Source organism: Kushneria avicenniae, from assembly GCF_900112585.1.
Classification (GTDB): Bacteria; Pseudomonadota; Gammaproteobacteria; order Pseudomonadales; family Halomonadaceae; genus Kushneria; species Kushneria avicenniae.
This window is the reverse complement of the sequence record NZ_FOLY01000005.1, coordinates 403,989-411,511: the sequence shown is the minus strand read 5'-3', so window position 1 is coordinate 411,511 and position 7,523 is coordinate 403,989. Positions and strand designations below refer to the sequence as shown.

Sequence of the window (7,523 nt, the reverse complement as noted above, 5' to 3'; positions counted from 1 at the left end):
CTCTTGACGAGTGTTCGTCTGCTCGAATATCTATGTGACTGGTGTCACGCGAGCCAGACGCCCACACAAATTGCCTGATCGACTTGTTAAAGAGCGTCTCGAAGATGTTGTCAGCGCCGTTGGCGGCTGCTTCGAGAGAGTGGGCATTTTACAGCCCTGCATCGAAAAGTCAACCTCTTTTTTTTCGATGCGGAAGCAAGCGGCTGGAATCGAATCCGATTGAAGTGACCAAAACCCAAGTCAAAACAATCACCTGCAGACTTCCCCGCTGCCTCGTCGCCGTGTGCTCCGTGGCAGCGGATGCGTACTTTATAGATCACCCACCGGAGACGCAACCCTTTGTTTTAAAAAAATGGCTACTTTCTTTCATCGGTGCTTTCGGATGTCTCCGCATCCCCTGCGACGCCTGACTCATCAGCATTTTCAGATGTACGATTCGAATCATTATCAGCGGTTTCCATTTCTTCCTCGGTATTGGCGATGCCGCTGTTGATGGGTTTGGCATGCCCGGTACGGCGCATGATGGCCAGTATCGGGCCGGAAGCCGCGTAGCTTCCAAACAGCAGAAGCAACATGATGGCCGGCTCTACCGAAATAAGCACAAAGGCCAGCACAATGGCCAGCAGTGCCACGAAAGGCACCGGACTCTTGAAGTCTACTTCCTTGAAGCTGTAATAGCGGATATTGCTGACCATCAGGATGCCCACCGCCGCCACGATAACGGCCATGAGCACCTTGAAGCCGAAGGCAGTGGCCTCGAAGCTGTGAAAGGTCCAGACGAAACCTGCCACTACGGCAGCAGCCGACGGACTGGGAAGACCGATGAACCACTTCTTGTCGGTGCTGCCGATCTGAACGTTGAATCTCGCCAGACGCAGCGCTGCACCGGCAACATAGACAAAGGCCGCGATCCAGCCGGGGTTACCGATGTCCTGAAGTATCCAGGCAAAGGCCACGATGGCAGGCGCAACGCCAAAGGAGAGCATGTCCGCCAGACTATCGTACTCTTCACCGAAAGCGCTCTGCGTATTGGTCATGCGCGCCACGCGACCATCAAAGCCGTCAAGCACCATGGAGACGAAGATCGCGATGGCAGCCGAGCCGAAATTACCGTTAAGAGCGGCAACCACGGAGAAGAAACCGGAGAACAGCGCTGCTGTAGTAAAGAGATTGGGCAGCAGATAGATGCCGCGCCGGCGTATGCGCTCACCGTTTTGCACGATGTCTTCCACCACTTCCGTATCGTCCTTGAACTCGGAGAAGGGATCACGGGGCGGTCGATTGTTCGGTGGAGGCGTCTGCGTCATGACAGGAATGTCCTTTGAAAAGATACGACCATCAAAGCATAGAAGATGAGCAGGTGTTAACACGGAGAGGCGATGCAAACTTCAAGAAACCTCATGATGCAGTTCCCACATGCCGGTCGACTCGAGTGGCTGAGCCGGCGCCCTCATCGCCATGACGATGTCGAGATCATGGAATCACTGACGCTGACCGAGGGCAGGGGCATTGAGGGCGATCACTACAGCGCCGGAAACGGTAAACGACAGGTGACACTCTTTCAGGCTGAGCATTTGAATGTCGTGGCTGCCTTTTGCAGCCTCGATCACCTCTCCCCTGCCCAACTCAGACGTAATCTGCTGGTATCAGGGCTCAATCTGCTGGCCTGCCGACAGCAGCAGCTGGCCATCGGAGATGAGGTCATCATCGAGATCACCGGACTCTGCGCCCCCTGCAGTCGCATGGAAAAGACGCTGGGCCCGGGCGGCTACAATGCCCTGAGGGGTCACGGCGGCATGACGGCTCGCATATCGAGAGGTGGCGTTATATACCGAGGCGATCACGTTACGGTACTTAGAGACAACTCCGGCCCCGAGCAAAACCTGCTTTTTTGAACTCCCCCGGATACAGACATAAAAAAACGGATGCGACACGTCGCATCCGTTTTGCCTGGCAGGTCTTTCAATCAGTTTTTCGACTTGTCGACCATCTTGTTGGCCGCAATCCAGGGCATCATGCCGCGCAGCTTGCTGCCGACTTCTTCAATCTGATGCTCGGCGCCGCGACGACGCTTGGCCTTGAGGGTCGGGAAGCCGGCCTGGTGATCGAGGATGAAGTCCTTGGCAAAGGTACCTTCCTGAATGTCCTTGAGCACCTGGCGCATGGCGTTTTTGGTGTCTTCGGTCACGATCTTCGGACCGGTGACGTAATCACCATATTCGGCCGTATTGGAGATCGAATAACGCATGTCGGCCATGCCGCCTTCATACATCAGATCAACAATCAGCTTGAGCTCGTGCAGGCACTCGAAGTAGGCCATCTCGGGCGCGTAGCCTGCCTCTACCAGCGTTTCGAAGCCGGCCTGTACCAGTGCCGTGGCACCGCCGCAGAGAACGGCCTGCTCACCGAACAGATCGGTTTCGGTCTCTTCCTGAAAGGTCGTATGAATGATACCGGCACGACCACCGCCGTTGGCGCTGGCATAGGACAGCGCCAATTCGCGCGCCTTGCCGGACTTGTCCTGATAGACCGCGATCAGGCTGGGAACACCGCCGCCCTGGGTGTAGGTCTGACGAACGGTATGACCGGGCGCCTTGGGCGCAATCATGATGACATCAAGATCCTCGCGCGGCTCGATCTGCTGGAAATGCACGTTGAAGCCGTGGGCGAAGGCCAGGGCAGCACCTTCCTTCAGGTTGGGCTCGACATCACGATAGTAGATCTGCTTTTGATGCTCATCGGGGGCCAGAATCATGACGATGTCGGCACCGGAAACCGCGTCGGTCACTTCAGCAACCTTGAGACCCGAGCCTTCAGCTTTCTGCCAGGAGCCGGAATCCTTGCGCAGGGCGACCGTGACGTCAACGCCGGACTCCTTGAGGTTGTTGGCATGGGCGTGTCCCTGCGAGCCGTATCCCAGGATGGTGACCTTCTTGCCCTGAATGAGAGAGAGATCGCAATCCTTGTCGTAATAAACCTGCATTACCTTCACCTTTCTAATGGACGGCAGCGCCATCGGTTGACATAAACGCTATCGATTAATCTAAACGTTGTGCAAAAAACTACGGTGTCAGAGGCTCAGCACCTTGTCACCACGCGCGATGCCGGACACACCGGTACGCGCCACTTCCAGTACGCCCAGCGGCGTCACGGCCTGCAGAAAGGCATCCATCTTGTTGGCGTCCCCGGTAATCTGCACGGTATAGACGCTTGGCGTGACATCCACGATCTGCGCCCGGAAGATATCCGCCGTGCGTTTGACCTCGTCCCGCGCACTCCCCTGCGCCTTGACCTTGACCAGCATCAGTTCGCGCTCGATGTGGGCCCCCTCGGTCAGATCCACCAGCTTGACCACATCGATCAGTCGATTGAGGTGCTTGGTAATCTGCTCGATGATGCGCTCGTCACCATGCGTCGTGACCGTCAGACGCGATAGCGTGGGATCGTCGGTAGGGGCAACATTGAGCGTTTCAATATTGAAGTTGCGCTGGGAAAAGAGCCCGACCACACGTGACAGCGCGCCCGGCTCGTTTTCAAGCAGCATCGATATGATATGGCGCATCAGGTTCGCTCCGTCTTCGACAGCAGCATGTCACACATGGCCCCCTGCGGAACCTGCATCGGATAGACGTGCTCACGCGGGTCGACATGAATATCGAGAAACACCAGCTCATCCTTCGAGCGAAAGGCTTCTTCCAGCGCCGGCTCAAGCTCATCGGCCGTATTGACCGTGATCGCCTTGAAGCCATAGGCCCCGATCAGCTTCTCGAAATCCGGCAGGGACTCCATGTAGGAGTGCGCATGACGGGACTTGTAGTTCAGGTCCTGCCACTGGCGCACCATTCCCAGCGAGGCATTGTTGAGGTTGACGATCTTGACCGGAATGCCGAACTGCTTACAGGTCGACAGCTCCTGCATCATCATCTGGAAGCTGCCCTCGCCCGTGAAGAGCACGACATGCTCATCGGGGTAGCTGAGCTTGATGCCCATTGCGGCCGGCAGCCCGTAACCCATCGTTCCCAGTCCGCTTGACGAAATCCAGCGGTTGGGCTGATTGAACCTGTAGTACTGAGCGGCAAACATCTGGTGCTGACCGACATCGGTTACCACGTAGGCATCGCCGTGGGTGGCACGATGAACCGCCTCGACCACTTGCTGCGGCTTGAGCGGCTCGCCGGCAGCGGCCGGCTCGTAAAGCTTGCCGCGACGCTCGTCACGCCAGGCATTGATCGTTTCCCACCACTCATCCAGCGGCTCCTGCGCCTCGGTGCGCTGACCGATCTGGTTGAGCATTTCGTTGAGCACGTGATCGGCCGCCCCGACGATGGGAACATCGGCATGCACGGTCTTGGAAATGGAGCTGGGGTCAACATCAATATGAACGATGCGGGCATCCGGGCAGAACCGGTTGACGTTGTTGGTCACACGATCATCGAAACGTACCCCGACGCCCAGCACCAGATCGCTGTGGTGCATGGCCATGTTGGACTCATAGGAGCCATGCATGCCCGGCCAGCCCAGCGACTGCGGATCGTTCTGCGGGAAGGCCCCCAGCCCCATCAGCGATGTAATCACCGGGATATTGAGCCGGTGCGCCAGCGCCGTCAGTGCCTCGGAAGCCCGACCGGTAATGACCCCGCCACCGGCGAAGATGACAGGACGCCGGGCGCTCATCATCAGCTCGACGGCCTTGCGAATCTGACCGGTATGCCCGCGGGAGACAGGATTGTACGAACGCAGCTTCACCTTGCGCGGATAAACGTACTCATAGCGCTCGGTCGGTGCGGTCATGTCCTTGGGAATATCGATCACTACCGGACCCGGTCGTCCGGAAGACGCGATATAGAAGGCCTTCTTGAGTACGGTGGGAATATCGGAAGGATGGCGAATCGAAAAGCTGTGCTTCACGATCGGCCGGGTCACGCCGACGATGTCGGTTTCCTGAAAGGCGTCTTCGCCAATCAGGTGACTGGCGACCTGGCCGCACAGCACAACCATCGGAATGGAGTCCATATAGGCCGTCGCAATGCCGGTGACCGCATTGGTCGCACCGGGACCGGACGTGACCAGCACGACACCGGGCTTGCCGGAGGCACGGGCGTAGCCATCGGCCATATGGGTAGCCGCCTGTTCATGGCGGACAAGAATGTGTTTGATATCATCCTGACGGAAAAGCGCATCATAGATGTGCAGCGCTGCCCCGCCCGGGTAGCCATAGATATATTCAACGCCCTCATCCCTGAGGAAGCGGGCGATCATATCGGCTCCGGAAAGCAATTCCACGTTTGAGTTCCCCTGTAAGGTCTCGAGTGCGTTCACGATGCCATGCGCATCGGCGTTCGAGGACGGCTGCGCCGCCTGCCGCGGCCCGTGGCCAGCGACACCTGATGCTGCACCTGGTGACGGGTTGCAGCGAGGACCTGCTCAATCTCATGTCGGGTCGACATATAGGGGCGTTGATCAGGCAGGAGGTTGGCCCGCCTGTTCAGGTCCTTGGGCAGGCAGGCAGCCGCTCTGCGACTGTCCTCCATGACTCAGGGGATCACCCGGAGAATTCATGCCTGCAATCAGGAATGCTCAAGACTCTATCAGTGATGCTTCGGTGTCAACTGATGACTGCGCATTTGTAGCGCATAGCCCCTGAAAAGGGACCGCTTATTGCACGAGATCGGCACATGAGAAAGCGACAGTTTCATTCAGTCTCTGCCGTTGTAGTATGCATCCAGGACAGGAAATCAGGATGAACTATCCTGCGTTAATATCGGTCAAGCACACAGGGGCGCCCTGCAGACTGCAAGGGGCCCTGAAACCTTCAGGGTACTCCCCTTTTTAACCTGCCGTTTTCATAGGGCAGTAACGTATTTATTGTTTCAGGAATTTGCCATGACCATGACCGCTGCCGCTCTGACAACGTCGATGCCGGACACGCCGGAAGTTGCCGAACTTCCGCCGTTGCCCGAGCATCTCTGGGGCATGCTGTTTCATGACGTACAGAGTCGCGGTCTGTTCGCGGACAGCAAGACCTTTGTTGACATGATTCCGACCCGGTCGGCCGAAGAGATCATGGCCGACTACGCCAGGCTGTGTGCGCGTTATTCCGATTGTGATGACGTGCCCTGCGTCAGCAACAAGGCGCTGCGTGAATTCGTTGAAGCGCGCTTTGAGCGCATCGAGACCCAGGCCACGGTGGTGCCACCAGAGCGACAGAGCAACATTTGCGATCATATCGATGCGCTCTGGAACGTGCTGACGCGACAGCCGCGACCGCGCTACAACCCCAACTCCTCACGCCTGCCGCTGCCTCATGCCTATGTAGTGCCCGGTGGTCGCTTCAACGAGATCTATTACTGGGACAGCTATTTCACCATGCTGGGCCTGCGCGAAAGCGGGCGTATCGACCTGATGCGCGACATGGTCAACAACGCTGCCTTTCTGATCAACGCCTACGGTCACGTCCCCAACGGTAACCGTACCTATTATCTGTCACGCTCCCAGCCACCCTTCTTCTGCGGCATGGTCGGTCAGATCGCCCAGCACGACGGTGAATGGGTCTATGAGCATTATCTGCCCCAGATGGAGCGTGAATACCATTACTGGATGGACGGCGTCGAAGCCCTGCATCCCTGCGAGGCCTATCGGCGCAGCGTCAAGCTCCATGAAGGCACACTGCTCAACCGCCACTGGGATGATCTCAACACACCGCGTGAAGAGGCCTTCCGTGAAGACATGGAAACGGCCAATCATACCTCGCGCAACAACATTGCAGTGTGGCGCAACATTCGTGCTGGTGCGGAAAGCGGCTGGGACTTCAGCTCACGCTGGCTAACCGATCCCCATGACCTGTCCACCATTCGTACCGTGGACATACTGCCGCTGGACCTCAACTGCCTGCTGTATCACATGGAATCCACGCTGGCCTCGACCTATCGCAGGCTCGGGCGCTATCAACGCGCCGACCTGCTCCAGAGTGCAGCCAATTCGCGACTGGACGCCCTGCGCCGTCTTTTCTGGTCGCAGGAGCAGCAGCGCTTTGGCGACTATCTCTGGCACGAGGACAGGCTGACCGACAGCATCAACGCCTCCATCGTCTTCCCGCTCTATTTTGGCATCGCCACCGAAGAGCAGGCCGCACAGGTGGCCGAGACAATCGAACATCAGTTGCTCCAGCCCGGCGGGATGATGACCTCCACCATCGACACCGTGCAGCAGTGGGATGCGCCCAACGGCTGGGCACCGCTTCAGTGGATGGCCATCAAGGGGCTCAAGCGCTACGGACATGCCCGGCTGGCAGACACGATTGCCAGACGCTGGATGCACAACAACTTCTATCGCTTTGAAAGGGAGCACAAGCTGCTGGAGAAGTACAACGTCATGGACCTTGACGGCGCGCCGGACGGTGGCGAGTATCCCTCCCAGGATGGCTTTGGATGGACCAATGGTGTACTGCGCGCGCTGCTGTCGCTCTACCCCGGGGCCACGCTGGAAAACACGGCCCCCTGAAACGTTGTTATCCGCCCCATAAA

General features: G+C 57.9%; 6 protein-coding genes. 2 read left to right on the top strand and 4 right to left on the bottom strand.

From position 1 onward, the window contains the following. Positions 1-356 precede the first annotated feature (356 nt). A complete protein-coding gene (gene pssA / locus BM079_RS13505) occupies positions 357-1,307 on the bottom strand; it encodes a CDP-diacylglycerol--serine O-phosphatidyltransferase (protein ID WP_090134979.1) in 951 nt (316 codons plus the stop codon). Positions 1,308-1,379: 72 nt separating this feature from the next. Here pssA and BM079_RS13500 point away from each other — a divergent pair, with 72 nt between their 5' ends. Next, complete coding sequence (locus BM079_RS13500; protein WP_090134977.1) at positions 1,380-1,895, top strand: MOSC domain-containing protein; 516 nt, start codon at positions 1,380-1,382, stop codon at positions 1,893-1,895. A 71-nt stretch (positions 1,896-1,966) separates the two neighbouring features. On the opposite strand, the gene ilvC is transcribed toward BM079_RS13500, so the two are convergent. The 3 genes from ilvC to BM079_RS13485 form a co-directional block, all read right to left on the bottom strand. Beyond that, positions 1,967-2,983, bottom strand: coding sequence for a ketol-acid reductoisomerase (gene ilvC / locus BM079_RS13495; protein WP_090134975.1), 1,017 nt, complete (start codon positions 2,981-2,983; stop codon positions 1,967-1,969). Positions 2,984-3,070: 87 nt separating this feature from the next. Continuing rightward, positions 3,071-3,562 (bottom strand): acetolactate synthase small subunit, encoded by a 492-nt coding sequence (gene ilvN / locus BM079_RS13490; RefSeq protein WP_090134973.1) that lies wholly within the window; start codon positions 3,560-3,562, stop codon positions 3,071-3,073. Then, positions 3,562-5,283 carry an acetolactate synthase 3 large subunit gene (locus BM079_RS13485; RefSeq protein WP_090134971.1) on the bottom strand — a complete coding sequence of 574 codons (1,722 nt, stop codon included), beginning with the start codon at positions 5,281-5,283 and terminating at the stop codon, positions 3,562-3,564. Before BM079_RS13485 ends, ilvN begins: the two co-directional genes overlap by 1 nt. Before the next feature lie 600 nt (positions 5,284-5,883). Here BM079_RS13485 and treF point away from each other — a divergent pair. Then, complete coding sequence (treF, locus tag BM079_RS13475) at positions 5,884-7,500, top strand: alpha,alpha-trehalase TreF (protein ID WP_245743048.1); 1,617 nt, start codon at positions 5,884-5,886, stop codon at positions 7,498-7,500. The last annotated feature ends 23 nt before the right edge of the window (positions 7,501-7,523 follow it).

What these genes read in the sequence shown, in the direction of transcription:
- ilvC (WP_090134975.1), bottom strand. Translation starts at nt 2,983, where the DNA reads ATGCAGGTTTATTACGACAAGGATTGCGATCTCTCTCTCATTCAGGGC.
- BM079_RS13500 (WP_090134977.1), top strand. Translation starts at nt 1,380, where the DNA reads ATGCAAACTTCAAGAAACCTCATGATGCAGTTCCCACATGCCGGTCGA.
- treF (WP_245743048.1), top strand. Translation starts at nt 5,884, where the DNA reads ATGACCATGACCGCTGCCGCTCTGACAACGTCGATGCCGGACACGCCG.
- pssA (WP_090134979.1), bottom strand. Translation starts at nt 1,307, where the DNA reads ATGACGCAGACGCCTCCACCGAACAATCGACCGCCCCGTGATCCCTTC.
- ilvN (WP_090134973.1), bottom strand. Translation starts at nt 3,562, where the DNA reads ATGCGCCATATCATATCGATGCTGCTTGAAAACGAGCCGGGCGCGCTG.